The 26,255-nt window shown below is 57.6% G+C and carries 26 protein-coding genes and 2 pseudogenes; 14 read left to right on the top strand and 14 right to left on the bottom strand.

From position 1 onward, the window contains the following. Window positions 1–24 precede the first annotated feature (24 nt). The 6 genes and pseudogenes from rhaS (at window position 25) to rhaM (ending at window position 6,164) form a co-directional block, all read left to right on the top strand. Window positions 25–1,011, top strand: a complete 987-nt coding sequence (rhaS, locus tag FHC51_RS05140; RefSeq protein ID WP_220435029.1) for a rhamnose ABC transporter substrate-binding protein — start codon at window positions 25–27, stop codon at window positions 1,009–1,011. Between the two features lie 113 nt (window positions 1,012–1,124). Further along, window positions 1,125–2,629 (top strand): annotated as a pseudogene (locus tag FHC51_RS05145) (sugar ABC transporter ATP-binding protein). After that, complete coding sequence (locus FHC51_RS05150) at window positions 2,629–3,633, top strand: ABC transporter permease (protein WP_220435030.1); 1,005 nt, start codon at window positions 2,629–2,631, stop codon at window positions 3,631–3,633. The pseudogene FHC51_RS05145 and the gene FHC51_RS05150 overlap by 1 nt, the downstream one beginning before the upstream one ends. Next, entirely contained in the window at window positions 3,630–4,634 is a 1,005-nt protein-coding gene (locus FHC51_RS05155; RefSeq protein WP_103177534.1) for an ABC transporter permease, read from the top strand. The genes FHC51_RS05150 and FHC51_RS05155 overlap by 4 nt, the downstream gene beginning before the upstream one ends. Window positions 4,635–4,704: 70 nt before the next feature. Further along, entirely contained in the window at window positions 4,705–5,853 is a 1,149-nt protein-coding gene (gene fucO, locus FHC51_RS05160) for a lactaldehyde reductase (protein ID WP_220435031.1), read from the top strand. Then, the gene (gene rhaM / locus FHC51_RS05165; protein ID WP_103177536.1) at window positions 5,850–6,164 is read left to right on the top strand and encodes an L-rhamnose mutarotase; all 315 of its coding nucleotides are present in this window, start codon (window positions 5,850–5,852) and stop codon (window positions 6,162–6,164) included. Before fucO ends, rhaM begins: the two co-directional genes overlap by 4 nt. Here the strand turns inward: rhaM and FHC51_RS05170 are convergent. The 4 genes from FHC51_RS05170 to FHC51_RS05185 form a co-directional block, all read right to left on the bottom strand. Continuing rightward, window positions 6,152–7,426, bottom strand: coding sequence for an MFS transporter (locus FHC51_RS05170; protein ID WP_114316364.1), 1,275 nt, complete (start codon window positions 7,424–7,426; stop codon window positions 6,152–6,154). The two genes, rhaM and FHC51_RS05170, sit on opposite strands and share 13 nt — an antisense overlap. Before the next feature lie 44 nt (window positions 7,427–7,470). Next, the gene (locus tag FHC51_RS05175; protein WP_220435032.1) at window positions 7,471–9,594 is read right to left on the bottom strand and encodes an alpha-galactosidase; all 2,124 of its coding nucleotides are present in this window, start codon (window positions 9,592–9,594) and stop codon (window positions 7,471–7,473) included. 104 nt (window positions 9,595–9,698) lie between these two features. Next, a complete protein-coding gene (locus FHC51_RS05180; RefSeq protein WP_220435033.1) occupies window positions 9,699–10,694 on the bottom strand; it encodes a LacI family DNA-binding transcriptional regulator in 996 nt (331 codons plus the stop codon). Window positions 10,695–10,713: 19 nt separating this feature from the next. Beyond that, window positions 10,714–11,262, bottom strand: coding sequence for a helix-turn-helix domain-containing protein (locus tag FHC51_RS05185; protein ID WP_114316362.1), 549 nt, complete (start codon window positions 11,260–11,262; stop codon window positions 10,714–10,716). Between the two features lie 103 nt (window positions 11,263–11,365). On the opposite strand from FHC51_RS05185, the gene FHC51_RS05190 reads away from it, so the two are divergent. Both FHC51_RS05190 and FHC51_RS05195 read left to right on the top strand, forming a co-directional pair. Beyond that, complete coding sequence (locus tag FHC51_RS05190) at window positions 11,366–12,025, top strand: AzlC family ABC transporter permease (RefSeq protein WP_220435034.1); 660 nt, start codon at window positions 11,366–11,368, stop codon at window positions 12,023–12,025. Continuing rightward, the gene (locus FHC51_RS05195) at window positions 12,025–12,348 is read left to right on the top strand and encodes an AzlD domain-containing protein (protein WP_103825275.1); all 324 of its coding nucleotides are present in this window, start codon (window positions 12,025–12,027) and stop codon (window positions 12,346–12,348) included. Before FHC51_RS05190 ends, FHC51_RS05195 begins: the two co-directional genes overlap by 1 nt. 41 nt (window positions 12,349–12,389) lie before the next feature. Here FHC51_RS05195 and FHC51_RS05200 read toward each other — a convergent pair whose 3' ends face one another. Together FHC51_RS05200 and fdhD are read right to left on the bottom strand one after the other, a co-directional pair. Next, on the bottom strand, window positions 12,390–12,602 hold the full coding sequence (locus FHC51_RS05200; RefSeq protein WP_220435035.1) for a DUF1471 domain-containing protein: 213 nt from the start codon (window positions 12,600–12,602) through the stop codon (window positions 12,390–12,392). Between the two features lie 114 nt (window positions 12,603–12,716). Then, window positions 12,717–13,547 (bottom strand): formate dehydrogenase accessory sulfurtransferase FdhD, encoded by an 831-nt coding sequence (gene fdhD, locus FHC51_RS05205; protein ID WP_103825276.1) that lies wholly within the window; start codon window positions 13,545–13,547, stop codon window positions 12,717–12,719. A 441-nt stretch (window positions 13,548–13,988) separates the two neighbouring features. On the opposite strand from fdhD, the gene fdnG reads away from it, so the two are divergent. Genes fdnG through fdhE form a run of 4 tightly spaced genes read left to right on the top strand, consistent with a single transcriptional unit; the run spans window position 13,989 to window position 19,512 of the window. Further along, window positions 13,989–17,039 (top strand): formate dehydrogenase-N subunit alpha, encoded by a 3,051-nt coding sequence (gene fdnG, locus FHC51_RS05210; protein ID WP_220435036.1) that lies wholly within the window; start codon window positions 13,989–13,991, stop codon window positions 17,037–17,039. A gap of 12 nt (window positions 17,040–17,051) precedes the next feature. Beyond that, window positions 17,052–17,954, top strand: a complete 903-nt coding sequence (fdxH, locus tag FHC51_RS05215) for a formate dehydrogenase subunit beta (protein WP_220435037.1) — start codon at window positions 17,052–17,054, stop codon at window positions 17,952–17,954. After that, a complete protein-coding gene (gene fdoI, locus FHC51_RS05220) occupies window positions 17,951–18,586 on the top strand; it encodes a formate dehydrogenase cytochrome b556 subunit (protein WP_103825280.1) in 636 nt (211 codons plus the stop codon). The genes fdxH and fdoI overlap by 4 nt, the downstream gene beginning before the upstream one ends. After that, a complete protein-coding gene (fdhE, locus tag FHC51_RS05225; RefSeq protein WP_220435038.1) occupies window positions 18,583–19,512 on the top strand; it encodes a formate dehydrogenase accessory protein FdhE in 930 nt (309 codons plus the stop codon). The genes fdoI and fdhE overlap by 4 nt, the downstream gene beginning before the upstream one ends. A 39-nt stretch (window positions 19,513–19,551) precedes the next feature. Here the strand turns inward: fdhE and FHC51_RS05230 are convergent, their stop codons facing one another. Both FHC51_RS05230 and FHC51_RS05235 read right to left on the bottom strand, forming a co-directional pair. After that, entirely contained in the window at window positions 19,552–19,923 is a 372-nt protein-coding gene (locus tag FHC51_RS05230) for a PIN domain-containing protein (RefSeq protein ID WP_220435039.1), read from the bottom strand. 2 nt (window positions 19,924–19,925) lie between these two features. After that, complete coding sequence (locus tag FHC51_RS05235; protein ID WP_220435040.1) at window positions 19,926–20,168, bottom strand: ribbon-helix-helix protein, CopG family; 243 nt, start codon at window positions 20,166–20,168, stop codon at window positions 19,926–19,928. A gap of 199 nt (window positions 20,169–20,367) precedes the next feature. On the opposite strand from FHC51_RS05235, the pseudogene FHC51_RS22890 reads away from it, so the two are divergent. Both FHC51_RS22890 and FHC51_RS05240 read left to right on the top strand, forming a co-directional pair. Next, a pseudogene (locus FHC51_RS22890) lies at window positions 20,368–20,582 on the top strand (alpha/beta hydrolase); the annotation flags it as partial. A gap of 297 nt (window positions 20,583–20,879) precedes the next feature. Then, complete coding sequence (locus FHC51_RS05240; RefSeq protein WP_114388321.1) at window positions 20,880–21,440, top strand: Ail/Lom family outer membrane beta-barrel protein; 561 nt, start codon at window positions 20,880–20,882, stop codon at window positions 21,438–21,440. A 68-nt stretch (window positions 21,441–21,508) separates the two neighbouring features. Here the strand turns inward: FHC51_RS05240 and fabY are convergent, their stop codons facing one another. The 6 genes from fabY to FHC51_RS05270 form a co-directional block, all read right to left on the bottom strand. Beyond that, window positions 21,509–22,450: a fatty acid biosynthesis protein FabY gene (fabY, locus tag FHC51_RS05245; protein ID WP_032615389.1), complete on the bottom strand. Its 942-nt coding sequence runs from the start codon at window positions 22,448–22,450 to the stop codon at window positions 21,509–21,511. A 44-nt stretch (window positions 22,451–22,494) separates the two neighbouring features. Continuing rightward, window positions 22,495–22,932 carry a D-aminoacyl-tRNA deacylase gene (dtd, locus tag FHC51_RS05250; protein ID WP_103177564.1) on the bottom strand — a complete coding sequence of 146 codons (438 nt, stop codon included), beginning with the start codon at window positions 22,930–22,932 and terminating at the stop codon, window positions 22,495–22,497. Continuing rightward, on the bottom strand, window positions 22,929–23,810 hold the full coding sequence (locus FHC51_RS05255) for a virulence factor BrkB family protein (protein ID WP_114316354.1): 882 nt from the start codon (window positions 23,808–23,810) through the stop codon (window positions 22,929–22,931). Before FHC51_RS05255 ends, dtd begins: the two co-directional genes overlap by 4 nt. Next, entirely contained in the window at window positions 23,804–24,403 is a 600-nt protein-coding gene (yihX, locus tag FHC51_RS05260; protein WP_103825284.1) for a glucose-1-phosphatase, read from the bottom strand. Before yihX ends, FHC51_RS05255 begins: the two co-directional genes overlap by 7 nt. 119 nt (window positions 24,404–24,522) lie before the next feature. Continuing rightward, entirely contained in the window at window positions 24,523–25,323 is an 801-nt protein-coding gene (locus tag FHC51_RS05265) for a DeoR/GlpR family DNA-binding transcription regulator (RefSeq protein WP_103825285.1), read from the bottom strand. Between the two features lie 34 nt (window positions 25,324–25,357). Then, on the bottom strand, window positions 25,358–26,254 hold the full coding sequence (locus FHC51_RS05270) for a sugar kinase (protein WP_220435041.1): 897 nt from the start codon (window positions 26,252–26,254) through the stop codon (window positions 25,358–25,360). Window position 26,255: the final 1 nt, after the last annotated feature.

Consider the following 26,255-nt stretch of genomic DNA (forward strand, 5'->3'; position numbering starts at 1 on the left):
ACTCAATTAAGTGGAGTAAAAGCAATGAAAATAAAGACAAGCTTGATCCTCACCGTTGCCGCCCTGGCGTTGTCCGGTTCTGCTTTAGCTGAAGTGAAAATCGCCCTGGTGGCGAAATCCTTAGGTAATGGCTTCTTTGAAGCGGCAAACGTGGGTGCCCAGGAGGCAGCTAAAGAGTTGGGGGATGTCAAAGTCATCTATACCGGCCCGACCACCACCACCGCAGAAGCCCAGATCGAAGTCCTGAACGGGTTGATCGCTCAGGGTGTCGATGCGATCGCCATCTCCGCCAACGATCCTGACGCCGTGGTGCCGGTGCTGAAAAAAGCGATGCAGCGCGGGATCAAAGTGGTCTCCTGGGATTCCGGCGTGGCGAAAGCCGGGCGCCAGATCCACCTTAACCCTTCTAATAACGCGCTGATTGGCGAGACCAACGTCAAGCTGGCGGCCGAAGCGCTAAAAGCGCTGAACGTGGAGAAAGGCGACGTGGCGGTGCTGAGCGCTACCCCTACCTCCACTAACCAGAATACCTGGATTGCCGAGATGAAAAAGGTGCTGCCGCAGTACCCGTCCGTCAATCTGGTGACCGTGGCTTATGGCGACGATCTCTCTGACAAGAGCTACCGCGAAGCGGTTGGCCTGCTGAAAACCTACCCGGATCTGAAAGTGATCGTCTCCCCGTCGTCAGTCGGCATCGTGGCGGCGGCGCAGGCGGTGAAAGACCAGGGCAAGATCGGCAAAGTGTACGTCACCGGCTTAGGGTTGCCGTCTGAAATGGCGGGCGCGGTGAAATCTGGCGCCAGCAAGAGCTTCGCCATCTGGAACCCTATCGACCTCGGATATGCCGCGACCTATTTAGCGGACGATCTGGTGAAAGGCACGGCGACCAAAGACGAAGCCAGCATGGGTAAACTGGGCAAAGTGAAGCTGGATGCCGACGGCAAAGGCGCGATGGCTGAGCCGTTCGTTTACGATGCCAGCAATATTGATAAGTTCTCGAAAATCTTCTGATGCGTTTTGTGGGCCGGATAAGCGTAGCGCCATCCGGCCTACAAAATCCCCTATGGGGCCGGATAAGCGTAGCGCCATCCGGCCTACAAAATCCCCTATGGTGGAGAACTATCATGACCCCATTACTGGCACTCAACGGCATCACCAAGGTTTTCCCTGGCGTGCGTGCCCTTGAGAACGTGCAGCTTGAACTCTGGCCCGGCAAAGTCACCGCGTTGATCGGTGAAAACGGCGCGGGTAAATCGACGCTGGTGAAAGTGATGACCGGCATCTACCAGCCCGACGAGGGCGAAATCCTCTATAAAGCGATCCCCATCCAGCTGCCGACCCCTGACGCGGCGCACAAGGTGGGGATTACCGCCATCCACCAGGAGACCGTGCTGTTCGATGAGCTGTCGGTCACCGAAAATATTTTTGTCGGTCAGTATCTCTATAAAGGCTTTTTCAAAAAGCTCGACTGGCCGGAGATGCACCGCCGGGCGCAGGCGATCCTCACCCGTCTGGAGGTGCAGATTGACCCGCGCGCGACGCTGAAAACCCTGAGCATCGCCCAGCGGCATATGGTGGCCATTGCCCGTGCGCTGTCGTTTGATGCCCAGGTAGTGATCCTCGATGAGCCCACCGCCGCCCTGTCGCAGCATGAAATTCTCGAGTTCTATCAGATTGTCGAGCGCTTAAAGCAGGAGGGAAAAGCCATCCTCTTTATCTCCCACAAATTCGACGAGATTTTTGAGCTGGCAGATCACTACACCATCCTGCGTGATGGCGTGTTTGTCGGAGCCGGGGCCATCAACGACATCACCGAAGAGCGGATGGTGGCGATGATGGTGGGTCGCGCCATTACCCAGACCTTCCCAAAAGTGGAATGCGAGAAGGGCGACATCGTCCTGGAGGTGCAGGATCTCTGCCACCCCACCGAGTTCGCCAATATTTCGTTTACCCTGCGCAAAGGCGAAATCCTCGGCTTCTATGGCCTGGTAGGCGCCGGGCGTACCGAGCTGATGCAGGCGCTCTCCGGCGTCTCGCGCCCCTCCTCCGGCAGCATTGTGCTGAACGGCAAAGCGCAGCATTTCCCCGCCAGCCGGCGGACGCCATCAGAGCCGGGATCGTCTGCGTGCCGGAAGAGCGCCAGAAGCAGGGGGCGATTATCGAGCTGTCGATTGCGCAGAACATCAGCCTGCCGCAGCTCAGCAAGCTCAACGCCAGCGGCGTGCTGAACGACGATCGCGAGTGGCAGCTGGCGGATGAATATGCGAAGCGGCTACAGGTGAAAGCCTTTAGCTGGAAGCAGGCGATGGAAACTCTCTCCGGTGGCAACCAGCAGAAAGTGGTGATCGGCAAATGGCTGGCGACCCACCCGGACGTCATCATCCTCGATGAACCGACCAAAGGGATCGATATCGGCTCCAAAGCGGCGGTACATCAGTTTATGTCCGAGCTGGTCGGTCAGGGGCTGGCGGTGATCATGGTCTCCTCTGAACTGCCGGAAGTGATGGGCATGGCCGACCGTATTATCGTCATGCATGAAGGGTTAATGGTGGCGGAGTATCAGGCGGGGGGCGCGACGGCCGAAACCATCGTCAGCGCCGCCAGCGGTGCCAGACAGGAGGCCGCATAATGGTACAACAACTGCTTAAACACCGCGAGGCGCTGCTGGCAGCGGTGATTGTGCTGATGGTGCTTGCCATCGGCACCCGCGTCCCGTCGTTTATCGCGCCGGGTAACCTGGTGGAGATGTTTAACGATACCTCGATTCTGATCATCCTCGCCCTCGGCCAGATGATGGTGCTGCTCACCAAAGGCATCGACCTGTCGATGGCGGCGAACCTGGCGCTGACCGGGATGATTGTCGCCCTGATTAACTTTCATTACCCCGAGGTGCCGGTCTGGGTGCTGCTCATCCTGGCGACGGCCCTGGGCCTGCTGATGGGCGTTATCAACGGTCTGCTGGTGTGGAAGATGGGCATCCCGGCGATAGTGGTGACGCTCGGCACCATGAGCATCTACCGCGGGATTATCTTTCTGCTCTCCGGCGGCGGCTGGGTCAACTCCAACCAGATGGGGGCGGATTTCCTCGGTCTGCCGCGTGCGTCGGTGCTGGGTTTACCGGTGCTGAGCTGGTGCGCCATCGCCGCCCTGCTGCTGGTGGGCTATTTCCTGCGCTACAGCCGCACCGGGCGGGCGCTCTACACTGCAGGCGGTAACGCCACGGCAGCGTACTACACCGGCATCAACGCCGGCAAAATGCAGTTTGTCAGCTTCTGCCTCTCCGGGGCGCTGGCCGGGTTCTGCGGCTATCTGTGGATCTCGCGCTTCGCGGTGGCCTATGTCGATGTGGCGAACGGCTTTGAGCTTCAGGTGGTGGCGGCCTGCGTGATCGGCGGCATCAGCACCATGGGCGGTACGGGCCGGGTGTTAGGGTGCCTGTGCGGGGCGCTGTTCCTCGGCGTCATCAACAATGCCCTGCCGGTGATCGGCGTGTCGCCGTTCTGGCAGATGGCGATTTCCGGGATGGTGATTGTGATTGCGGTGCTGCTCAATGAACGCGGCAACAAGCGCAAAGGACGGCTGATCCTGCGCGATGCGGCGCTGGCACGTCAGAAACAGGCGGTGAGATCATGAGTAAAGTGATGACCTCTGAAGAGATGAAAAATACCCCGGCCCCGGCGGGCATTTTCCAGCGCCTGCTGTGCTGGGAGGGTTTTCTGCTGGCGGTCACCCTGGCGGTGTTCGTGGGCAATGCCCTGGCCTCCCCGTACTTCCTGAATATCTGGAACCTGTCGGATGCGACCTTCAACTTCACTGAAAAGGCGATCATCGTGCTGCCGATGGCGATGCTGATTATCGCCCGGGAGATTGACCTGTCGGTGGCCTCCACTATCGCCCTGAGCTCCACGGTGATGGGCTTCTGCGCGGCGGCGGGGCTGGATACGCCGTGGCTGGTCTGCGTGGGGTTAGGGGTTGGCCTGCTGTGCGGGCTGTTCAACGGCCTGCTGGTGACCCGCTTTAACCTGTCGTCGATTGTGATCACCATCGGCACCATGAGCCTCTATCGCGGCATCACCTACATTCTGCTGGGTGACCAGGCGCTTAATACCTGGCCGGAGAGCTTCGCCTGGTTCGGCCAGGGATACGTCTGGGGTGCGCTGTCGTTTGAGTTCGCGCTGTTTATGGTGCTGGCGGTGGTGTTTGCCTTCGTACTGCACAAAACCAACTTCGGGCGTCGTACCTACGCCATCGGCAATAACCCCACCGGGGCATGGTATTCCGGCATCAACGTCAAGCGTCACAACCTGATCCTCTTCGCCCTGGTGGGGCTGATGGCCGGGCTGGCCTCGGTGCTGCTCACCTCGCGTCTGGGCAGTACCCGCCCGACCATCGCGATGGGCTGGGAGCTGGCGGTGGTGACCATGGCGGTGCTTGGCGGGGTCAATATTCTTGGCGGGTCCGGCAGCATGGTGGGCGTGATTATCGCCGCCTTCCTGATGGGGCTGGTCACCTTCGGCCTGAGCCTGCTCAACGTGCCTGGCATCGTGATGTCGGTGATTATCGGCGCGATGCTGATTGTGGTGATCTCCCTGCCGATCATCACCCGCCGCGTGATGCAGCGAAGACGGATCTAGTGCCGGGTGGCGCTGCGTGCAAGCGCAGCGCCGCCGGGCATAAAAATCACCGTAATTAAGGAGAATTATCATGAGCTTTATGTTGGCGCTGCCGAAAATCAGCCTGCACGGCGCAGGCGCAATCGGCGATATGGTTAAGCTGGTGGCGAACAAACAGTGGGGCACCGCGCTGATTGTCACCGACGGTCAGCTGGTGAAAATGGGGCTGCTCGACAGCCTGTTTTCCGCCCTCGACGCAGAGCAGATGTCGTATCACCTGTTTGACGCGGTCTTCCCGAATCCGACGGAAGAGCTGGTGCAGCAGGGCTTTGCCGCTTTCCAGGATGCCCAGTGCGATTACATCATTGCCTTCGGCGGCGGCAGCCCGATCGACACCGCCAAAGCGATTAAAATTCTCACCGCCAATCCTGGACCGTCTACCGCTTATTCCGGCGTCGGCAAAGTGCTCAACCCCGGCGTGCCGCTGGTGGCCATCAACACCACCGCAGGTACGGCGGCAGAGATGACCAGCAATGCGGTGATCATCGACTCGGCACGTCAGGTCAAAGAGGTGATTATCGACCCGAACATCATCCCGGATATCGCCGTGGATGACGCCAGCGTGATGCTCGCTATTCCGACCTCTGTCACCGCCGCCACCGGGATGGACGCCCTGACCCACGCCATCGAAGCTTATGTCTCCGTCGGCGCTCACCCCCTCACCGATGCCAACGCGCTGGAGGCGATTCGCCTGATTACCCACTGGCTACCGGAGGCGGTCGACAACGGACATAACCTGGAGGCGCGCGAGCAGATGGCCTACGGCCAGTATCTGGCAGGTATGGCCTTTAACAGCGCCGGACTGGGGCTGGTGCATGCCCTGGCCCACCAGCCGGGGGCCACGCACAACCTGCCGCACGGCGTGTGCAACGCCATCCTGCTGCCGATCATCGAAAACTTTAACCGCCCGAACGCCGTGGAACGCTTTGCCCGCGTGGCCCAGGCGATGGGTGTGGACACCCGCGAGATGAGCGACGAAGCGGCCAGCATGGCGGCGATCAACGCCATCCGCACCCTGAGCAGTCGCGTCGGTATTCCATCCGGCTTCAGCAAGCTGGGCGTCACCAAAGCCGACATCGAAGGCTGGCTCGACAAAGCCCTCGCCGACCCATGCGCCCCCTGCAACCCGCGCAGCGCCAGCCGCGACGAGGTGCGCGAACTCTATCTGGAGGCATTATGATCCGCAAAGCCTTTGTGATGCAGGTAAACCCTGACGCACACGAGGAGTATGAACGACGCCACAACCCGATCTGGCCCGAGCTGGAAGCGGTGCTGAAAGACCACGGCGCCCACCATTACGCCATTTATCTCGATAAAGAACGTCACCTGCTGTTTGCCACGGTGGAGATCGAATCGGAAGAGCGCTGGAATGCGGTGGCGAACACCGATGTCTGCCAGCGCTGGTGGAAATATATGGGAGAGGTGATGCCCGCTAACCCGGACAACAGCCCGGTGAGTACCGGGCTAAAAGAGGTGTTTTACCTGGCCTGATGTGTTAACGCTGCCGCGTTCGCGGCAGCGATCTCCCGCTTACTGCTCAACGTAAACGCCGACAACACTGTCACCGCCAGCACAAAACAGCCCAGCATCAGGTAGGTATCCTGGAAGCCGATCCGGTCATACATATTCCCGGCGAAGGCGGAGAGAAAAATCGCCGCCAGCTGTTTGGCGAAGTTGAAGCCAATCAGGTAGATGGTCGCGGAGAGCCGGGTATCAAACACGCCGGTAATATACTTGAACGCCCCCACCAGCAGGAACGGCACTTCCAGCGCGTGCAGCATCTTCAGGGCCACCACTTCGACGGCGGTGGTGGCAAATGACGAACCGATAATACGCGTCGCCATAATCACCCCGGCAATCAGCAGCGTATTTTTCGCGCCAATGCGGTTTATGATCCACGGCGAGCAGAACATGATGATGGCGTTGCAGATCTCTCCGGCGGTGGTCGCAAAGCCAAATGCCCGCGTGCCCGCCTCCGGCGTGGCGAAGAAGGTTTTAAAGAAGGTGGCGAACTGCTGATCGAAGACGTCATAGACGCAGGCCACGCCAATCACGTACAGAATAAACATCCACATTTTGCGCTGGCGGAACAGGTTGATGACGGTTTTGACGGTGATCTGCGGCTGGTTTGCGCCAAGGGCGTTCATCACCTGCGCGGTCTGGTTAGGTTTTGGTTTTGCCACTACCAGCAGCAGCATCAGGACCAGCGCCGCGGCGGAGCCCATCCAGAAGACATACGACGGATCGATGCCAAACAGGATGCCGCCCGTCGAGGCGCACAGCCCCCAGCCGAGGCAGCCAAACATGCGCGCCTTGCCATACTCAAAGAAGCTGTTGCGGCTTACGCGCTCAATATAGGCCTCAATGGCGCCCGATCCCGCCGAGAAGACAAAGCCGATATAGACCCCACCGCTTAACGCCCCGAGCCAGATGTTGGTCTTCAGCAGCGGAGCGAAGACGTAGAGGAAAAAGGGCGCGAAGAGAAACAGCAGGACCGCGATGATCCACAGCAGGTGTTTTTTCAGCCCCAGCTTGTCCGACACCACTCCCAGCACCGGCTGGAATGAGATGGCAAACAGCGAGATGCAGGAGAAGACGATCCCGGTATGGGTTTTATTCAGACCGATGATATCCGACAGCCAGATCGGCAGGAACGGAAAGCAGGTGGCCATGATGAAGAAGTAGAGAAAGAAGAACGACCCGAAGATCCAGAAATTCGGGTTATCTTTGTGGGTACAGGCAGTCGTGTTCATTATTTTTATCCTCAACTCAGGGCCGGTTGACCGGCCCGTTACCCTTATACGCGTTCAACGCCAATCAGAATGGCGGTTTCCGGATCCAGAACCGGTAGGGCCAGCCCCGCCTGCATCAACCATTCGCCGCTCACCGTTTGCGGCGTCTCCATCCAGGCTGGCAGCTTGCGCATGGTGTGCCCTCCCTCCCCGGTCAGGCGGATATTGGGGTGATCGAGCAGCGTGATGCGGTACCGGGCGTTGGCCGCCAGCCCCGGCATACGCAGCGGCATCATCAGGGTGTAGTCCGGCATCGCCATCTGGCTGACAATAAACAGCCCCTGACGCTGATCCGCGCTCACAATTCCCTGCGCCAGGGTGGTGCTGTCGGGCATATCCACCCGCCACTGGGTGCCGTGGTGGATCACCTCGCGCCACTGCTTATGCAGGGCCGCGTAGTGCCGGTAGCCTTCGCGCTCCTGCTCATCCACGGCGAGGGGATCCAGCTCCAGCCCCATATGGCCGAACAGCGCCGTCAGGCCCCGGAAGGCGATGCTGTGCTGGCGGAAAGTGGCGTGACATTTATGATGACCGATATGCGCGCCCATCACCTCCGGCGGGAAGAAGTAGCTCATGCCACGCTGGATAGTATTACGTTCCAGCGCATCGTTGTTATCCGACGCCCAGAAGCGATGGCAGCGGGTCAGCACCTCATAGTCAATACGCCCGCCACCCGAGGAGCAGGATTCAAACTCCACGTGCGGGAAGCGCTCGCCCAGGGTATCCAGCAGGCGGTAGAACTGGCGGGTCTGGGCATCGGCCGCGGCCTTACCGTTATGGCCCGGCTGTACCAGCTCGCGGTTCATGTCCCACTTCACATAGTCAACCTGATGCTCACCCAGCAGCCAGCTCATGCGCTCCAGCAGGTAGTCGAAAGCGGCAGGAATGTTGAGGTTCAGTACCCACTGGTGGCGGCCGGTGGCCTGTTCATACCCCGGCAGGGCCAGCACCCAGTCCGGGTGGGCGCGACAGAGATCGGAGTTCGGGTTAATCATCTCCGGCTCCACCCAGATGCCAAACTCCATGCCGAGGCGTTTGACGTGGTTGATCACCGGCGTTAAGCCGTTGGGGTATTTCTGCTCGTCGAGATACCAGTCCCCCAGCGCGGCATGGTCGTCGTTGCGGCCTTTGAACCAGCCGTCGTCAATGATAAAACGCTCCACCCCCAGCGAGGCCGCTTCATCCGCCATCCGCATGATGTATTCCGGGTCGTGGTTAAAGTAGATCCCCTCCCAGGTGTTGAGATGCACCGGTCGCGGTTTGTTCTCCGGGAAGCGGATGATGTTGGCGCGCAGATAGCGGTGGAACTGCTGGCTCATGCCGTTCAGCCCGTGCGCGGAGTAGCTGGCGTAAAGGCGTGGGGTCCACAGGGTTTCCCCCTCCTCCACCGCCATTTCACCCGGCAGGTAGAGCGCTTCGGCCTGCAGATAACGGCGGCCATCGGTTTTGGCCTCCGCGCGCAGGCGATGGTTGCCGCTCCAGCCCAGATGCACGCCCCAGACGTCGCCGTGCATTTCGCTAAAGCCCGGCGTGCCGCTAATCAGCGCCGGAAAATGCTCGTGGGAGCTGCGGCCCCGGCGGTTCTCAATCACAAAGCTGTCGTGCTCCAGCAGCAGGCGATGCGGCTGGAATTCGCGGATCCAGCGGCCATGAAACGCCATGACTTCGCGGGCCCGTTCCGCCAGCGGCAGGGTGACGGCCAGACGATCAACCTGCCACGGCAGGCTTTTGAGGTTGGTCAGGCCGTGGCGGATCGCCAGCACGCCGCTGTCATCGAGGGCGATCTCGCTGGTCAGACGCAGGCCAGCGGTGTCGTCTTCGGCGGTGAGAGTCAGGGATTGTCCCTGCTGCGCTACCGCGACGGTACGAAACCGCGGCGAACCATCCAGCCCCTGACGGTGGCCTTCTATGCCCGGCGCGCCAAACAGGCCGTGGGCAAGCTCCGCCATCAGCGTCACCGGCGAGTCTACGTCCAGTCTGCCGTTAGCAATCGGGCGGGAAAGCGTGGCCGCATCCTGCGGCGAAAAGTGGCGAAGGTGTGGCCCCCAGTAAAGAATTTCGGCGAACGGATGTGTTTTGATCACCACATCCACCGTTTCGCTCGCGAGTCGTAAAATAGCCTCTTGCATCGGACATCTCCTGTCATCGGGATATCCTGAGTGTTGATCCGAAACGTTTCGGATACAAACCAAAACGTTTCGGATTTGTGATCGGGTTTAGAAATTAGGGAGAATTATGCCGTCTGGCCCGGAGAGAATTCCGGTTGCCATAAGACCTGAAGCTGGCTGATTTCGCTGCCATTGATCAGCTGCAGCACCATATCGGCGATCTGCTTACCCACGCCCTGACGGGTGGACTGGATCACCGCCGCCACGTCGATATCGACAATGCTGTCCTGCGGCAGGCCGTCATACACCACCAGCGACACGGCATGCTCGCCGGTTAAGCGTCCCATCTGGGCCAGCGCCATCGCCGCACCGTCACCGTGGGTGTTGCAGTCGGTGACGATCGCCGTGGGGGCGACATCCAGCGCCAGCAGCTCCTGAGTGGTGGTGTAACCCGCCCGGCGTGAAGGCGGCATGGTGCGCAGCCATTCGCTGGAGAGTCCGGCCTCTTTCAGGGCGTCGAGATAGCCCTGACGGCGCTGGGTGATAAAAGCCTGATTGTGGCTTTCGCCCAGATACGCGATGCGTTGATGCCCGCGCGCAATCAGGTGCTGGGTGGCAGTATGCGTGCCCGCATAGTTATCAAAGTCGAACCAGGCATAGGGCTTTGGCAGATGGCTGCGCCCGAGCGCCAGGAAGGGGAACCCGGCGGCCTGCAATTGCTCGAGACGCGGATCGTTATCCAGCGTATGGGCCACAATCAGCGCATCCACGCGACGGCTCTGCACCATACGCATATAGCTGTGTTTATCAGCCAGATCGTCATCGGCAATGAGTAGTAAGTCGATTTCATGTCGCGCTAATTGGTGGCTAATTTCGCCGACCATGTCCATAAAGACGCTGTTATTGAGCGGAACGGGATGCACCGGAAAGACCAGCCCCACGGCGTCGATTTTGCCCATCTTCAGACGACGGGCGAAGGTATTCGGCCGATAGCCGCGGCGCTGCGCTTCAGCCTCCACGCGGGCCCGCGTCTCGTTGGAAACGTCATAATAGCCGTTGAGGGCGCGGCTTACCGTCGTTACCGACAGTCCCAGTTCTTTAGCAATGGCTTTAAGCGACATGATTATCCGTGTCTTTGGGTTAGTTTTGTTCCGCCACCATGAGCGCATAGGTATCGGGCTCAAGGGCTTTGAAGAGATGCGGCTGGTCGGCAGGATAGCAAATATAGTCCCCTGGCCCCAGCTCCTCGGGCGATTCGGTCAGGCCAATCAGCGCCCGCCCCTTCATCACAATAATATGCTCAACCGAACCCGGCGGGTGCGGGTGGGAGATACGGTCCGCGCCGGGCTGGGCCATCAAAATATAGATATCACGTCGGGCGCCCGGCGGGCATGCCGCCAGTAAAATGGCCTCATAGTTTGCCTGCTCCGCAATCACTTTTGTGCCTTCACCCAGGCGGATCACCTGGGTGGCAGGCTGCTGCGGTTCAAGCAGGCGGGCAAACGGAATATCCAGCGCCACGCAGAGCGACCATAACGTTTCGAGGCTGGGGTTGCCGTTACCGGACTCCAGCTGGGAGAGCGTGGATTTGGCGATCCCGGCACGGCGGGCGATCTCTGCCAGTGAAAGCCCGGTCCGCGTGCGCTCTCGCACCAGACTTTTGGCGATCACGCTAATTGGCTGCGTCATAAAACGATCTCATACACTGTTAAAACGAACGATTCGTTCATCTTGATAAACGATATTATTGCGTTCATTATAATGGATACTCGTTCGATATGGCTAAATTTGTATGAAGCACACTTTCTCTTGTCTGCAAGGCGACACGGTCAAAGCCATCATCCTGGTCTGTCTGGCGGTGGGCGTCGTGGGGATGTCCTACGGCTCGCTGGCGATGGCGTACGGTTTTCCGCTGTGGGTGCCGTTTGTTCTCTCCATTTCGGTGCTGGCGGGCGCCTCGGAATTTATGTTTATCGGCATTGTCGCCAGCGGCGGTAACCCCCTTGCCGCGGCCGCCGCCGGGCTGCTGGTCAATGCCCGCCACGTGCCGTTTGGCGTAACGGTGCGTGAGCTGGTGGGCAAGCGCGGCACCAGCTTGCTGGGCTGCCACATTATGAATGACGAAAGCGTTGTCTTTGGCCTGTCGCAAAAAACGCCGGAACAGCGCAAAGCCGCCTACTGGCTCTGCGGCCTGGGGGTGGCCATCATCTGGCCGCTGGGCACCCTGCTGGGAGCGATGGTCGGCAAACTGCTGCCGGAGCCGGAGACCATAGGGCTGGATGCAGTCTTCCCGGCCATTTTGCTGGCCTTAGTCGTGCCCGCCTTTAAGAACCGCACCACGCTGATTCGCGCCTGTAGCGGGGCGGCGTTGTCCCTGGCCGCGGTGCCGTTTGCGCCGGTGGGCCTGCCGGTGCTGCTCTCCCTGCTTGGTCTCGCGGCGAGGAAGAAATAATGGAAAATATGACCGTTTTTATTCTCGGCATCGCCCTGCTTTCCGCAGGCACCTACCTGATGCGTCTCGGCGGGGCGAAACTGGGCAGCCGGTTAGCCCTCTCTGAACGCTCCCAGGCGCTGCTCTCGGATGCGGCAACGGTGTTGCTCTTTTCGGTGGCGCTGGCGACCACCTTCTATGAAGGGGAGCATTTCGCCGGGATGGCGCGGGTGCTGGGTGTGGCCTTTGCGGTGTTCCTCGCCTGGCGCAAGGTGCCGTTGATTTTCGTGATCGTCGCGGCGGCGGTGGTTACGGCGCTATTACGTCTGGCGGGCATAAACTAAAAAAGCGCCCCGGAGGCGCTCTTTCGACAGATGCTGTGTGCTTATTTGTTCAGTTCAGCGGTCATGTGTACACGGTTACCGGAGAAGGCCTGGGCAATGGTGTAAGAGGAAGCGCCTGCCTGCTCAGCCTGAGCGGCAATTTTCGCTTCCGCGCCATCAATGGTGCTGGCGGATGCGGTGACGGACTGGGCAGCGAAAGAACCGAAAGAAGTAACCAGAGCGATAACAGCGACAAAAGTTTTGATGCTTTTCATGATAGTGACCCTTTCAATAAGTTGTTGGTGTAAGGCGCCGTGCCTTGATGTGATAAATAATAGGCCTCATCACCGACAACTGATAGCGGAAGGATTTGCTTACTTCATTCAAAATTACTGATCAACAATCAACCGCTGCGGATGAGTATAGACCGTGGCTCTTCCCGGCTTGCAGAACCCCACCAGCGTCAGGTTGCAACGCTCGGCCACCTCAACCGCCAGTGTGGTAGCGGCGGATACGGCAAACAGGATCTCGACCCCACACATTGCCGCCTTTTGCACCATCTCGTAGCTGGCCCGGCTGGAGACTAGCGCGGCCCCCTGCTGCCAGGCGACGCTTTCTCCCGCCCTGCGGCCCAGCAGTTTATCCAGCGCCACATGGCGGCCCACATCTTCATGTCCGCCCGCGATCTCGCCCGACGGCAGTACCCAGGCGGCGGCGTGCGTACAGCCACTCAGATTGCCCACCGGCTGTACCGAGTTGAGATTTTGCAGCGCGATATCGAGGTTCGCCAGGGTGAAGGTCTGGCTGAAGGGCAGCGGCGTGATGGGCTTACCGATGTCGTTCAGCTGCTCCACGCCGCATACGCCGCAGCCGGTGCGCCCGGCCAGCGCGCGACGGCGCTCCTTAAGAGCCATAAAGCGTCGGCTGGAGAGTTCAATCTGCACTTCCATCCCGTTGCAAACCGACACCACATCCATCCCGTAGATCTCCTGCGGGTGGTCGATAATCCCTTCCGAGAGCGAAAAACCGAGGGCAAACAGAGGCAGATCTTTAGGCGAAGCCATCATCACCACGTGCGAAATACCGTTATAAACCAGCGCCACGGGCACTTCCTGTGCCAGCCAGTCGGGAATGGGCTGGTTAAGCTGTGGGGGTCTGCGCACCTCACAGGCTACTACACCAACGGGCTGGGAAGGGTTATCACGGTTTTCTTTTGACACGACATCATTCCTGGGCAACTTCGCAAATAAGGGCGCTATTGCAGCATAAATAGCAGCGTTTAGCGCCGGAGATGGATCAATTTTTCAGTGAAGGGGCGGTTAGCTGGCTTTACTCCCTGCGAGGGAGCCCGGCGAACAGGTTGCTACACCCCTGTAACACGCAGGATCAATAAGGTGATCTGGTTCACAATTTTAAATTAGCACGCTTAGATTCCGTTCACTTTGTTTTAACTACATTCAAACAAGCCTACCGACAATGTGGTATTCTGCCCCCTTATCCCTCACGGAACCGAGGGAATCCAAAATCCCATCCCTTTACGGTTATTTTGTAACCGTAAAGTAAAACTATATGTACCTGAATAAGGCGCGTTGCAGAAAGCGGCAGAACGCCCCTGCGACACGCCCTATAAAAGGTAGCAATGTCGAAACAAGGAGTGACCCATGCAGGTCAGCAGAAGGCAGTTCTTTAAGATCTGCGCTGGCGGTATGGCAGGCACCACGGCAGCAGCACTGGGCTTTGCACCCGGCGTCGCGCTGGCGGAAACACGGCAGTACAAACTGCTGCGCACCCGCGAAACCCGTAACACCTGTACGTACTGCTCCGTCGGCTGTGGGCTGTTAATGTATAGCCTCGGCGACGGCGCGAAAAACGCCAAAGCATCTATTTTCCATATCGAAGGTGACCCGGATCATCCGGTCAACCGCGGCGCGCTCTGCCCGAAAGGGGCCGGTCTGGTGGATTTCATCCACTCAGAAAGCCGCCTGAAATTCCCGGAATATCGCGCGCCAGGCTCCGACAAATGGCAGCAGATTAGCTGGGAAGAGGCGTTCGATCGCATCGCTAAGCTGATGAAAGAAGACCGCGATGCCAACTTCATCGCGCAGAACACTGAAGGTACCACCGTTAACCGCTGGCTCTCCACCGGGATGCTGTGTGCCTCTGCTTCCAGTAACGAAACCGGCTATTTAACCCAGAAATTTACGCGCGCACTCGGTATGCTCGCGGTCGACAATCAGGCGCGTGTCTGACACGGACCAACGGTAGCAAGTCTTGCTCCAACATTTGGTCGCGGTGCGATGACCAACCACTGGGTCGACATCAAGAACGCCAACCTCATTGTGGTGATGGGCGGTAACGCCGCTGAAGCGCACCCTGTCGGGTTCCGCTGGGCGATGGAAGCCAAAATCCACAACGGTGCGAAACTGATTGTGATCGATCCCCGCTTTACGCGTACTGCGTCAGTGGCGGATTTCTACACCCCTATTCGTTCAGGTACTGACATCACTTTCTTGTCAGGCGTACTGCTGTACCTGATGACTAACGAAAAATATAACCGCGAATACACCGAAGCCTATACCAACGCCAGCCTGATCGTGCGTGAGGATTACCACTTCGAAGATGGCCTGTTCAGCGGTTATGACGCCGAAAAACGTAAATACGACAAAACCAGCTGGAACTACGAGCTGGACGAGAACGGCTTTGCGAAACGGGACACCACCCTGCAACACCCGCGCTGCGTGTGGAATCTGCTGAAAGAGCACGTTTCCCGCTATACGCCGGAGGTGGTCGAAAACATCTGCGGGACGCCGAAAGCGGACTTCCTGAAGGTGTGCGAGATGATCGCTGAAACCAGCGTTCACGATAAAACCGCCTCGTTCCTGTATGCCCTCGGCTGGACGCAACACTCCATCGGGGCGCAGAACATCCGTACTATGGCGATGGTTCAGCTGCTGCTCGGCAACATGGGGATGGCAGGCGGCGGCGTGAATGCCCTGCGCGGCCACTCCAACATTCAGGGTCTGACCGACCTCGGCCTGCTGTCACAAAGCCTGACGGGTTATATGAACCTGCCAAGCGAGAAACAGACCGACCTGCAAACCTACCTGACGGCCAGCACGCCAAAACCGCTGCTTGAAGGCCAGGTGAACTACTGGAGCAACTATCCGAAGTTCTTCGTCTCGATGATGAAAGCCTTCTTCGGCGACAAAGCGACGGCGGAAAACAGCTGGGGCTTTGACTGGCTGCCGAAGTGGGACAAAGGCTACGACGTACTCCAGTACTTCGAGATGATGAACCAGGGCCAGGTCAACGGCTATATCTGCCAGGGCTTTAACCCGGTTGCCTCATTCCCGAACAAGAACAAGGTTGTGGCATCCCTGTCAAAACTGAAGTTCCTGGTCACCATTGACCCGCTCAATACCGAGACCTCGACCTTCTGGCAGAACCACGGCGAATCGAACGACGTCGATCCGTCGACGATTCAGACCGAAGTGTTCCGTCTGCCATCCACCTGCTTCGCGGAAGAGAACGGCTCTATCGTTAACTCCGGCCGCTGGCTGCAGTGGCACTGGAAAGGCGCGGACGCCCCGGGCATCGCCATGAACGACGGCGAGATCCTGGCCGGTATCTTCTTACGCCTGCGTAAGATGTACGCGGCTGAAGGCGGCGCGAACCCGGAACCGGTGCTGAACATGACCTGGAACTACTCGACGCCGGAGAACCCATCCCCGGAAGAGGTGGCGATGGAGAGCAACGGTAAGGCGCTGGCAGACGTTATCGACCCGGCCACCGGGGCGGTGCTGGCGAAGAAAGGCGATCAGCTGAGTACCTTCGCGCACCTGCGCGACGACGGCACCACCTCCAGCGGCTGCTGGATCTTTGCCGGTAGCTGGACGCCGAAAGGCAACCAGATGGCTAACCGCGATAACGCCGACCCGTCGGGCCTCGGCAATACGCTGGGCTGGGCATGGTCGTGGCCGCTGAACCGCCGCATTCTTTATAACCGTGCCTCTGCTGACCCGCAGGGCAAGCCGTGGGATCCGAAGCGTCAGCTGCTGAAGTGGGACGGCGCGAAGTGGGGCGGCGTGGATATTCCGGACTACAGCACCGCGCCTCCGGGCAGCGATGTCGGGCCGTTTATCATGCAGCCTGAAGGGATGGGACGTCTGTTTGCTATTGATAAGATGGCGGAAGGGCCGTTCCCGGAACACTACGAGCCGTTTGAGACGCCGCTGGGCACCAACCCGCTGCACCCGAACGTGGTCTCTAACCCGGCCGCCCGTATCTTTAAGAGCGATTTCGAGGCGTTGGGCAAAAAAGACAAGTTTCCGTATGTCGGCACCACCTACCGTCTGACCGAGCACTTCCACTACTGGACCAAGCACGCGCTGCTTAACGCCATCGCGCAGCCGGAGCAGTTTGTGGAGATCGGCGAGAAGCTGGCGAGCAAGCTCGGCATTGCCCATGGCGATACCGTGAAGGTCTCCTCCAACCGCGGCTACATCAAGGCCAAGGCGGTGGTGACCAAGCGTATTCGTACGCTGAACGTTCACGGTCAGCAGGTGGATACCATCGGTATTCCGATTCACTGGGGTTATGAGGGCGTGGCGAAGAAAGGGTTCATTGCGAACACCCTGACGCCGTTCGTCGGCGATGCGAACACGCAGACGCCGGAGTTTAAGGCCTTCCTCGTGAACGTGGAAAAGGTGTAACGGAGACGACTTATGGCTTATCAATCGCAAGACATTATCCGTCGTTCCGCGACTAACGGGTTCACCCCCGCGCCCCAGGCGCGGGACCACCAGCAGGAAGTGGCGAAGCTTATCGACGTGACCACCTGTATCGGCTGTAAAGCCTGTCAGGTGGCCTGTTCAGAGTGGAACGACATCCGTGACGAAGTGGGTCACAACGTCGGGGTGTACGACAACCCCGCCGACCTGACCGCCAAGTCCTGGACGGTGATGCGCTTCTCGGAAGTGGAGCAGAATGACAAACTCGAGTGGCTGATCCGCAAAGATGGCTGTATGCATTGCGCGGATCCGGGCTGCTTGAAGGCCTGTCCGTCGGAAGGGGCGATCATTCAGTATGCCAACGGCATTGTCGACTTCCAGTCTGAGCAGTGCATCGGCTGCGGCTACTGCATCGCTGGCTGTCCGTTCGACGTGCCGCGCCTGAACCCGGAAGACAACCGCGTCTACAAATGCACGCTGTGCGTCGACCGCGTGAACGTCGGCCAGGAGCCGGCGTGCGTGAAGACCTGCCCGACCGGCGCTATCCACTTTGGCTCCAAAGAGGATATGAAAACCCTGGCGGGCGAGCGTGTGGCCGAACTGAAAACCCGCGGTTACGACAACGCAGGCCTGTACGATCCGGCCGGTGTTGGCGGTACGCACGTGATGTACGTGCTGCACCACGCCGACAAGCCGAATCTGTACCACGGCCTGCCAGAGAACCCGGAGATCAGCGCCACCGTGAAGTTCTGGAAAGGTATCTGGAAGCCGCTGGCCGCGGTGGGCTTTGCTGCCACCTTCGCCGCGAGTATCTTCCACTACGTGGGTGTCGGTCCGAACCGTGCGGAAGAGGAAGAGGACAACCTGCATGAAGAGAAAGACGAGGTGCGCAAATGAAAAGACGTGACACCATCGTGCGCTACACGGCGCCGGAACGTATCAACCACTGGGTCACCGCCTTCTGCTTCATGCTGGCGGCGATAAGCGGGCTGGGGTTCTTCTTCCCCTCCTTCAACTGGCTGATGCAGATCCTGGGTACGCCGCAGCTGGCGCGCATCCTGCACCCGTTCGTGGGTGTGGTGATGTTTGCCTCGTTCATCATCATGTTTTTCCGTTACTGGCACCATAACCTAATCAATCGGGATGATATCTTTTGGGCGAAGAATATTCGTAAGATCGTCGTCAACGAGGAAGTAGGTGATACCGGGCGTTATAACTTCGGCCAGAAATGCGTATTCTGGGCGGCGATTATTTTCCTGGTCCTGTTGCTGGTGAGCGGCGTGATCATCTGGCGTCCGTACTTTGCGCCTGCTTTCTCAATCCCGGTGATCCGATTTGCGTTAATGCTGCATTCATTTGCCGCAGTAGCGTTAATTGTGGTTATCATGGTGCATATTTACGCCGCCCTCTGGGTGAAAGGCACCATTACCGCGATGGTGGAGGGCTGGGTTACCAAAACGTGGGCGAAGAAACATCACCCGCGCTGGTACCGCGAAGTCCGAAAGACAACGGAAAATAAAACTGAATGAGTATTCGCATAATCCCGCAAGATGAGCTGGGTTCGAGCGAGAAACGCACGGCGGAAGTGATTCCGCCGTTACTGTTCCCCAGACTAAAAAACCTCTACAACCGCCGCGCGGAACGCCTGCGTGAGCTGGCAGAGAACAACCCGCTTGGCGACTATCTGCGCTTTGCGGCGCTGATCGCCCACGCCCAGGAAGTGGTGCTGTACGACCATCCGCTGCAGATGGACCTGACCGCGCGCATCAAAGAGGCGAACGAGCAGGGCAAACCACCGCTGGATATCCACGTTCTGCCGCGCGATAAGCACTGGCATAAACTGATGCATTCGCTTATTGCCGAACTGAAGCCTGAGATGAGCGGCCCGGCGCTGGCGGTGATCGAGAATCTTGAAAAAGCCTCCGAGCAGGAGCTGGAGCAGATGGCGAGCGCGCTGTTTGCCTCTGATTTTGCCTCGGTCAGCAGCGATAAAGCCCCGTTTATCTGGGCTGCCCTGTCGCTCTACTGGGCGCAAATGGCGAGCCTCATCCCGGGTAAAGCCCGCGCTGAATATGGTGAAGCCCGCCAGTTCTGCCCGGTGTGCGGTTCAATGCCGGTCTCCAGCATGGTGCAAATCGGTACCACTCAGGGGCTGCGCTACCTGCACTGCAACCTGTGTGAAACCGAGTGGCACGTGGTGCGCGTGAAGTGCAGCAACTGTGAACAGACCCGCGATCTGCACTACTGGTCGCTGGAAAATGAACAGTCCGCGGTGAAAGCCGAGAGCTGCGGCGACTGCGGCACCTACCTGAAGATTTTGTATCAGGAAAAAGACCCGAAAGTGGAGGCCGTCGCCGACGATCTTGCCACGCTGATACTGGACGCCAAAATGGAGCAGGAGGGCTTTGCCCGCAGCTCTATTAACCCGTTCCTGTTCCCGGGTGAAGGGGAGTAATCTCCTGTGAGAGTGCCGGGCGGCGCAAGCTTGCCCGGCCTACAGTTGATAGGGCGAAACCACCCCTGCTATACCTGCAAAGTCTTTGGTATTGCGTGAAATTAACGGGCAGTTTCTGTTCTGAGCTGTGGCCAGAATAATGGCCTCAGGAAGTTTCATCCCATGCTTCTCGCGGAGCAATACACTTCTTTCAGCAATCTCACGCGTAATATCGATAATCTCGAAAGCGCCCATAACTGCCGCCGTTTTCGCCTCATGACCGTGCCTGCGAGCCCCTACCATGACTTCCATCCAGGTGATGAGGCTAATAGTCCGGTGCGACGCAGCACTTTCAATTGCATTTGCAGCTTCAATCCGGTTATTAAAGAGATCGATGAGAATATTGGTATCAAACACAGCCATGTGTTCCACTTTTACCACTCCTCACGTAGCTTACGTTCGTACTCAAGCCCGTCTTCTTGCTGGTTACCCCATAGACCCAGCGCATCACGAATGACCGAGACACTCTGTTGATCGAGATACTGCTCTATTGCTTCCCGTAATAATTCAGCGCGCGGCTGGTTCCGCAGCTGCTTCAGATTATCGAGCCGCTGAATAACGTCATCCGACAAATCGATCAGTATTCTGCCCATATCAATATTCACCGATAAACTCATATATCACTCCAGTATATCATCTATGGTTAATTTTCAGGCAAAATACGCCTTATTAATTTATGGTTAAAGTAAATTGCGATAACGGAGAACGCATTTGCGAGCCGCTTTCCAGATTCTAATCCTCATCACAATCCTCTGTTTCATCTGCATAAAACCAGGCTATAATGCTGTATATCCATACAGGAAAAGGGAGGCATCTATGGCACTGGAAAAGGGTATTAATAAACTGGTTCAGGAACTTATCGCCGCAGGGCACCTTCTTCTCGTCGCCAGAATATTGATGACCGGAGAGCGGGTTACGTTGCCAGTACGGTGCTTGCCGGAGAGAAAGAAACCCGTGTACAGGTGACAACGCTGGAACTCGCCGGAATTATTTTTCGCATATTCTCACCGCTCAATGCACCCGCAACGCTGGTCTGGCGTGATCCACGGCTTCTTTCAACTGGGTGGGATTAGCCAGGCTGCCCGGGATGTTATTCAGGATATAGCCTGGCGAGCGAGTACCGCAGCAGGGTCTCTGCATGGTGAGCAGACAAAGAAAACGAATTAAGAAAACCGATACTAACAATAAAGCAATTATGGTTTGCAGCCTCAAAATCTGAACAGCAAAATTAATCGCCAAAACAATGTGATAAAGAATAAATAATCATCACATTCACTTCGTACCATCATTATTAAATATCTCATTTCTATGATTAATGGATTATATCAATGAATAAATTTTCTCTGGCGGTTTTACTGACAGCCTCTCTGACCAGCAGTCTGGCCGTTGCAAATAATCACACCTTTTCTGTTGGCTTTGCGCACAGCGAGGCAACCGATTTTGACAATCTGAACGGCGTAAACGTCCAGTATCGGTATGAATTCAATTCACCTGTCAGTCTTCTGGGATCTTTCTCCTGGATGAAAGCGAACACAAAGCAGGATTATTTAGTGGCTCGCGATGTTGTTCATAATGATATAGACGTAAATTACTATTCTTTGCTGGCTGGACCGGCGTACCGCATCAATGACTATATTTCACTTTATGCCATTGGCGGCGCGGCATGGGTGAAGGCGTCCGGGAATACCCGCTGGGTGAATTATGGTAATAATGAAGTCAATCACGACGGTATTTCCGAGAAATCTGCGTCTTTCGCCTGGGGAGTGGGAATGGTAATGAATCCGTCCGACACCCTTTCGGTTAATATTGGCTATGAAGGCACAAAAGCCAGTATGGATCGCGACTATTCGATTAATGGCTTTAACGTGGGCATAGGCTATCGTTTTTAAGCCATCAAACTGATGATGTGAAAATGAGAGTTACCCCTTTTACTACGGGTAACTCTCGAACCCGGACACTACTCCTCCTCGTTCCCCCCCTCTTCATACGCGCCATACGGCTTCGCAGGAAGAACGATATAGGTCCCTTCAAACACCGCGCCCGGTGTTTCATCGCCGAACAGTTCGACCTGCATCTGCACACGCGCCTTGCGGCCTCGCGCCAGGCGGTCGAGATCGCCACCCAGAGCACCCAGGTCGGCGACTGCGCTCGGCTTGCCGCTGATCGGCGCGCTGTAGCGGATATGGGCGTCGGCCAGAATGATGGTGCCGCCAAGATGACGCTCGCGCAGCATGAGCCAGATAAGCCCCCAGCCGGTGAGCGTCGCCAGCGAGAAGAGGCTGCCGGCAAACAGGGTGTGGTGCGGGTTCTGGTTGCCGATCTCCGGCATGGTGGTGATAAATTTTTGCCCGGTGTACTGCTGAATGCGCACCCCCATCTTTTCACTCAGGGGGATGTGCTGATACCAGGCCTGCTGTAGCTGACCACACCAATCGGCGCGGTGCAGAATATCATCCAGCGAGGCGATGGGTTTGATCATCAAAAAATGACGAATCGGAGTGGTTTGCGGGGTGGTGATTTCGCCCTGGTTTATAAAACCCAGCTTGGCAAAAAACTCTACCGCGTCTTCGCGCGCGCTACAGGTGACGCGCTTAACACCCTCCTGGCGGGCTACGGACTCCAGCGTCATCGCCATTAATGTGCCCAGACCTTTGTCCTGCACGGAAGGGTGCACCGCCATAAAGCGGATAGAGGCTTCATTATCGGCATTGATATAGAGCCGCCCAACCGCGACAAGATTGCCCTCTTCATCCATCACCATCTGGTGATGCGCCATCGCGTCCCAGGCGTCGCGTTCCGACCCTTTCGGCTGATGTAATGGCTTACGTAACATCTCCCAGCGGAACTGGTAGTAAAGCGCTAACTCTTCTTCTGTCTGCGGTACTCGAAGGTGATACATAGCTGTACTCTCTCTGGTTACCCGCGGCCATACCGTCAGCTCACTCATATCTGGAGCCAGAAAGTGACAGGGCCATCATTTACCAGCGAAACCTGCATATCCGCAGCGAATCGTCCGGTCTGTGTATGCATCTCTTGCTGGCGACAACGCTCAACAAAGTATTCATAGAGCGCTTCTGCCCGATCCGGCGCCGCCCCTTTAGAAAAGCTGGGGCGCATGCCGCGCTCGGTATCAGCCGCCAGCGTAAACTGTGACACCACCAGCACGCTGCCACCCGCCTGCTGGACGTTAAGGTTCATCTTGCCATCCGCATCGCTGAAGATGCGGTAACCCAACACGCGTTCGCATAAGCGGTTGGCTTTTTGCTCGTCGTCATCCCTTTCGACACCTAACAGGACTAAAAGTCCCGGACCAATTTCACCCGTCACTTCCCCCTCCACGGTGACGCTGGCACGGGTTACGCGCTGAATCAATGCAATCATGGTTGGTCTGCTTCTCGTTGTTTTTCGGCTTCTGCTGCTTTTTTTAGCTCGCGGTATACCCCGAGAGTGACAGTAATTTCTGCGCCAAGCAAGACGATACACCACGTCCAGTAAACCCAGAGGAACAAAATGGGGATCACCGCCAGCACGCCATAAATCAGTTGATAGGAGGGGAACATGGTGATGTAAAGCGCGAATCCTTTCTTGCCCAGTTCAAACAGCAGAGCGGCAACCAGCGCGCCCACCATCGCATCCCGGTTAGGCACACGCGTCGTAGGCACAATACTGTATAGCAGCCAGAAAGCGAGCCAGGAGAGGAACAGCGGAAAGATCCGCAGCACATCGTCAATCACGCTGTTGAGATCGCTGGCCCAACGCAAAGAGAGCAAATAGGAACTGATCGCCAGACTGGCCCCAGCCAGCAATGGCCCCAGGGTCAGGATCATCCAGTAGACCGCAAACGAGTAAACTTTAGGCCGTGCGCGGGTGCTGCGCCAGATAGTGTTCAGGGCACTATCAATGGCATACATCAGCAACAGCGCGGTGACAATAAGGCCCACCGCCCCGACCGCCGTCATCTTGCTGGAGTTAGCAACAAACTGCTCAATGTAGTTCTGGATGACATCCCCGGTTGCTGGCATAAAGTTGGCAAAGACAAAATGCCGCAGCTGCAGGCTGACATCCGAAAACATCGGAAAGGCGGCGAAAAGCGCAAAGATGACCGCCACCAGCGGCACCAGAGAGAGCAACGACACGTAGGCAAGGTTGCCTGCCAGCGTGGTCATGTTGTCCTCATCGATGCGGTGCCAGAGGAGTTTTAGCCACGCACGCAGCGGCCTGGTATGGTGGCTGGCTTTTTGATGAACGTTTTTTAGCATAACTGCTTCGCAAAGTAGTCGGGTATCGTCTCTTTTCCGGTCACCAGAATTGACGTGATACCTGCCTGGTTAGCTCCCTCTATATTATCGACGTTATCGTCAAAAAAGACGGCATCGGCGGCAGAGAATCCTTCCGCCTGCAGAACGGCCTGATAGATGCGCGCCTCCGGCTTACGCATTCCCATCTCCTGAGAGAGATAGATCTTGTCCGCAGCCGCTTTCACTTCGGGATACTCTTCTGGCCAGAAGGTGGTGTGCAGACGATTGGTGTTGGAAAGCACCACCACCCGATGCCCCTGCTCGCGCAGTTTGTGCATGATGGCAATCACTTCAGGGCGGATACCGACAAAGACCGCCTGCCATCCATGGGAAAATTGTTCGTAACTGAGGGGGAGGGCCATCTCATGGCAGAGCTTTTCGGCAAAAACTTCATCCGAAATCTCACCGCGCTCATGCTGATGAAAAGCCTCGCCCATCGTAAAACTTTGTTTAAGCGTCGCCAGCGGCACGCGACTGAAATTACTCCAGGCGCCCAGCACGCGATTGAAGTCGATATCGACAATTACGTTTCCTAAATCAAAGATATAGAGCATTTATCTCTCCTTGTTTGCCGTGAAAAGTAACTGTAGCGGGAATGGAGATGTTTGGCTATGCGCCAGCTTCAGCTTAAAGAAAGGAACGGCCCGACGATCACCGTCGGACCGGGAGAGGGTTAACCCGCCTGCTGTTCGTCGTTTGAATTGACTTCAATAACTTCAACTTTGCTCGATTTAAGGTGCGTTTGCAGCGCGGAGCCGGGTAGCTCGTCGGTAAAGAGCGCCGTCGTCTGCGCCACGTTACCAATTTCAACCGCAGCAGAGGCGTGATATTTCGTATGATCGGCCGCCAGTAAGATGTGCCGGGCGTGGGCCATCATGGTTTTCACCACGCTGGCTTCATTGACATCGAACTCCATCATCGCGCCGTCTTGCTCGATCGCGCCGACGCTGGTCACCAGATAATCTGCACGAAAGCCAGAGACGAACGCCGTGGCGGCAGGCCCGATAATGCCTCCATTGTGCGGGCGCAGCGTGCCGCCGGGGACCATCACCTCAAAGCGCGGGTTCTTGTAAAGAATGTGCGCCACCCGCAAGCTGTTGGTGATGATGCGCAGATGATTATGGTTGAGCAGCGCCCGGGCAACGTGCTCTACCGTCGTGCCAATGGTAATAAAAATGGTCGAGCCATCGGGAATGTAGTCGGCAATGGCTTCGGCTATCGCCCGCTTCTCTTCGGTCATGGAGACTTCGCGCTGCTCGAAGGCGGTGTTAACTACGCTGGATGCCCTGCCCGCGCCGCCATGATGACGCGTGATCAGCCCCTGCTGACTCAGCTTGCGAATATCCCGGCGCACCGTTTGCGTGGAGACATCCAGCAGTTGCGCCAGTTCATCAATGTTCATATAGCCACGGTCGGCAATCAGCGTTAGCAGCTGATCGTGACGCGGGTTGCCGGTCAGTTCGGTAAGGCTCATGGGCTGTCCTCTGAAAACCATCACGCCCCGCATTTTATACAAAAAGTGACAAAAAAGAGCGGGTTTGATCACAGTCGGGTATACCAGCCCGCCCGCCAGGCTTCGTGCATTTCAGTGCTGCAACAGCGCTGGCGAAGCGTACCGCTTCCGACGGAGATTGCTTTTGCCCCAGGCTGACCGCCAGCGCACCGTGGAAAACATCCCCCGCCCCGGTGGTATCAACCACTTCTACCTCAAAGCCAGGCTGATGACATAGCGCGCCATTCTCCACCCAGAAGCAACCGTCTCGCCCCTGGGTGACATACACATGTCCATTTGTGAGCGTTTGTGCTTTTTTCAGCGCCTCTTCGACTTCATCCCGCTGCGTTAAACGCCGCAGACCCGGCGCAGAGAAGGCTGCGTGATCGCTTAAGGTAATCAGCTCCGCGATATCCTGCGGGGTGACATCCGCATCAAGCAGGGTCGGCACACCCTGCTGGCGGGCAAGGGTAAACGCCTGTCTGGCCCCCTCATGCCAGCGCACGTCTGCTAATACGACATCCCACTGAGAGAAGTCGATTTCGTGCAGCCAGTCTGCCGAAGCAGGGAGATCTGGGCTGGGATAGTTGGCAATAATGCGTTCCCCGCCTGCATCCACCAGCACGGCGGACTGGGACGAGCGGGCACCTTTCACGACGCGCGTATAGCGGGTATTCACCCCCAGGGATTCCAGCTCCGTGAGCAATCTTGTCCCGGTATCGTCGTCCCCCACCCGGCCAATAAAATCCACTTCCGCGCCCAGTTTTGCCGCCGCCACCGCCGCGGTTGCTGCCGGGCCGCCGCCCACTTCCGTATAATTTTTTGCGACATATTTCCCACCTTCCTTTGGTAAATCATCGAGATACCAGATGCGATCCAGCACGGTGATGCCGACACAAACGATGCGAGTCATG

The organism is Leclercia sp. EC_58 (assembly GCF_019584355.1).
Lineage (GTDB): Bacteria > Pseudomonadota > Gammaproteobacteria > Enterobacterales > Enterobacteriaceae > Enterobacter.

Coding starts and splice junctions, on each gene's coding strand:
- rhaS (WP_220435029.1), top strand. CDS start 25: ATGAAAATAAAGACAAGCTTGATCCTCACCGTTGCCGCCCTGGCGTTG.
- FHC51_RS05150 (WP_220435030.1), top strand. CDS start 2,629: ATGGTACAACAACTGCTTAAACACCGCGAGGCGCTGCTGGCAGCGGTG.
- FHC51_RS05155 (WP_103177534.1), top strand. CDS start 3,630: ATGAGTAAAGTGATGACCTCTGAAGAGATGAAAAATACCCCGGCCCCG.
- fucO (WP_220435031.1), top strand. CDS start 4,705: ATGAGCTTTATGTTGGCGCTGCCGAAAATCAGCCTGCACGGCGCAGGC.
- rhaM (WP_103177536.1), top strand. CDS start 5,850: ATGATCCGCAAAGCCTTTGTGATGCAGGTAAACCCTGACGCACACGAG.
- FHC51_RS05170 (WP_114316364.1), bottom strand. CDS start 7,426: ATGAACACGACTGCCTGTACCCACAAAGATAACCCGAATTTCTGGATC.
- FHC51_RS05175 (WP_220435032.1), bottom strand. CDS start 9,594: ATGCAAGAGGCTATTTTACGACTCGCGAGCGAAACGGTGGATGTGGTG.
- FHC51_RS05180 (WP_220435033.1), bottom strand. CDS start 10,694: ATGTCGCTTAAAGCCATTGCTAAAGAACTGGGACTGTCGGTAACGACG.
- FHC51_RS05185 (WP_114316362.1), bottom strand. CDS start 11,262: ATGACGCAGCCAATTAGCGTGATCGCCAAAAGTCTGGTGCGAGAGCGC.
- FHC51_RS05190 (WP_220435034.1), top strand. CDS start 11,366: ATGAAGCACACTTTCTCTTGTCTGCAAGGCGACACGGTCAAAGCCATC.
- FHC51_RS05195 (WP_103825275.1), top strand. CDS start 12,025: ATGGAAAATATGACCGTTTTTATTCTCGGCATCGCCCTGCTTTCCGCA.
- FHC51_RS05200 (WP_220435035.1), bottom strand. CDS start 12,602: ATGAAAAGCATCAAAACTTTTGTCGCTGTTATCGCTCTGGTTACTTCT.
- fdxH (WP_220435037.1), top strand. CDS start 17,052: ATGGCTTATCAATCGCAAGACATTATCCGTCGTTCCGCGACTAACGGG.
- fdoI (WP_103825280.1), top strand. CDS start 17,951: ATGAAAAGACGTGACACCATCGTGCGCTACACGGCGCCGGAACGTATC.
- fdhE (WP_220435038.1), top strand. CDS start 18,583: ATGAGTATTCGCATAATCCCGCAAGATGAGCTGGGTTCGAGCGAGAAA.
- FHC51_RS05235 (WP_220435040.1), bottom strand. CDS start 20,168: ATGAGTTTATCGGTGAATATTGATATGGGCAGAATACTGATCGATTTG.
- FHC51_RS05240 (WP_114388321.1), top strand. CDS start 20,880: ATGAATAAATTTTCTCTGGCGGTTTTACTGACAGCCTCTCTGACCAGC.
- fabY (WP_032615389.1), bottom strand. CDS start 22,450: ATGTATCACCTTCGAGTACCGCAGACAGAAGAAGAGTTAGCGCTTTAC.
- dtd (WP_103177564.1), bottom strand. CDS start 22,932: ATGATTGCATTGATTCAGCGCGTAACCCGTGCCAGCGTCACCGTGGAG.
- FHC51_RS05255 (WP_114316354.1), bottom strand. CDS start 23,810: ATGCTAAAAAACGTTCATCAAAAAGCCAGCCACCATACCAGGCCGCTG.
- yihX (WP_103825284.1), bottom strand. CDS start 24,403: ATGCTCTATATCTTTGATTTAGGAAACGTAATTGTCGATATCGACTTC.
- FHC51_RS05265 (WP_103825285.1), bottom strand. CDS start 25,323: ATGAGCCTTACCGAACTGACCGGCAACCCGCGTCACGATCAGCTGCTA.
- FHC51_RS05270 (WP_220435041.1), bottom strand. CDS start 26,254: ATGACTCGCATCGTTTGTGTCGGCATCACCGTGCTGGATCGCATCTGG.